We start from the raw sequence: 1,510 nt of genomic DNA, 5'->3' as shown, positions 1-1,510 counted from the left end.
CTCTACCAACTGAGCTACCGAGCCAAGTTAATTCTTTTGAAAATGGCGGTCCGGACGGGACTCGAACCCGCGACCTCCTGCGTGACAGGCAGGCATTCTAACCAACTGAACTACCGGACCATTTTGGTTGCGGGGGCAGGATTTGAACCTGCGACCTTCGGGTTATGAGCCCGACGAGCTACCGAACTGCTCCACCCCGCGACGATATAAAAGATATGGTGGAGGATGACGGGCTCGAACCGCCGACCCTCTGCTTGTAAGGCAGATGCTCTCCCAGCTGAGCTAATCCTCCGAATAAAAAATGCTGGTATATATTCTATAAAAATGGTGACCCGTACGGGATTCGAACCCGTGTTACCGCCGTGAAAGGGCGGTGTCTTAACCGCTTGACCAACGGGCCCTTTATTATGTAAATTGTGGCGGAGAGCAAGGGATTCGAACCCTTGAGACGGGGTTACCGCCTACACGATTTCCAATCGTGCTCCTTCGGCCACTCGGACAGCTCTCCAAATTGGCTCCGCAGGTAGGATTCGAACCTACGACCGATCGGTTAACAGCCGATAGCTCTACCACTGAGCTACTGCGGAATGAAGAAAGCCTGGCGATGTCCTACTCTCACAGGGGGGAACCCCCAACTACCATCGGCGCTGAAGAGCTTAACTTCCGTGTTCGGTATGGGAACGGGTGTGACCTCTTCGCCATCATCACCAGACAATTTAGTGACAAAAGATATTATACTATGTATTGAAAATAAATCAAGAGATATTTTAAAAATGTTCTCTCAAAACTAGATAACAATGTTCATGTTTCACATTAGAATATAGGTTAAGTCCTCGATCTATTAGTATCTGTCAGCTCCACGTGTCACCACGCTTCCACCTCAGACCTATCAACCTGATCATCTTTCAGGGATCTTACTTCCTTGCGGAATGGGAAATCTCATCTTGAGGGGGGCTTCATGCTTAGATGCTTTCAGCACTTATCCCGTCCGCACATAGCTACCCAGCGATGCCCTTGGCAGAACAACTGGTACACCAGCGGTGCGTCCATCCCGGTCCTCTCGTACTAAGGACAGCTCCTCTCAAATTTCCTGCGCCCGCGACGGATAGGGACCGAACTGTCTCACGACGTTCTGAACCCAGCTCGCGTACCGCTTTAATGGGCGAACAGCCCAACCCTTGGGACCGACTACAGCCCCAGGATGCGATGAGCCGACATCGAGGTGCCAAACCTCCCCGTCGATGTGGACTCTTGGGGGAGATAAGCCTGTTATCCCCGGGGTAGCTTTTATCCGTTGAGCGATGGCCCTTCCATGCGGAACCACCGGATCACTAAGCCCGACTTCGTCCCTGTCGACTTGTAGGTCTCGCAGTCAAGCTCCCTTGTGCCTTTACACTCTGCGAATGATTTCCAACCATTCTGAGGGAACCTTTGGGCGCCTCCGTTACATTTTAGGAGGCGACGCCCCAGTCAAACTGCCCACCTGACACTGTCTCCCTGCCCGATAAGG

Annotated in this window: 6 tRNA genes and 2 rRNA genes; all 8 read right to left on the bottom strand. The window is 52.3% G+C overall.

The features are described from left to right. Window positions 1–43: 43 nt before the first annotated feature. Window positions 44–120: transfer RNA gene (locus tag AOQ70_RS03175), tRNA-Asp, on the bottom strand. Window positions 121–124: 4 nt separating this feature from the next. Next, window positions 125–201 (bottom strand) — tRNA-Met (locus AOQ70_RS03170). A 15-nt stretch (window positions 202–216) separates the two neighbouring features. Then, window positions 217–292: transfer RNA gene (locus AOQ70_RS03165), tRNA-Val, on the bottom strand. A 33-nt stretch (window positions 293–325) separates the two neighbouring features. Then, window positions 326–400: transfer RNA gene (locus AOQ70_RS03160), tRNA-Glu, on the bottom strand. A 17-nt stretch (window positions 401–417) separates the two neighbouring features. Further along, window positions 418–508: transfer RNA gene (locus AOQ70_RS03155), tRNA-Ser, on the bottom strand. 4 nt (window positions 509–512) lie between these two features. After that, window positions 513–587: transfer RNA gene (locus tag AOQ70_RS03150), tRNA-Asn, on the bottom strand. A 9-nt stretch (window positions 588–596) separates the two neighbouring features. Further along, window positions 597–712: ribosomal RNA gene (gene rrf, locus AOQ70_RS03145) — 5S ribosomal RNA — on the bottom strand. A 109-nt stretch (window positions 713–821) separates the two neighbouring features. Continuing rightward, window positions 822–1,510 (bottom strand): 23S ribosomal RNA (locus AOQ70_RS03140); the annotation flags it as partial.

It is taken from the genome of Bacillus sp. AM 13(2015), from assembly GCF_001518755.1.
GTDB classification, from domain to species: Bacteria; Bacillota; Bacilli; order Bacillales; family Bacillaceae; genus Bacillus; species Bacillus safensis.
Note: the sequence above shows the minus strand (reverse complement) of the source record. Positions and strands in the feature narration are given on the sequence as shown.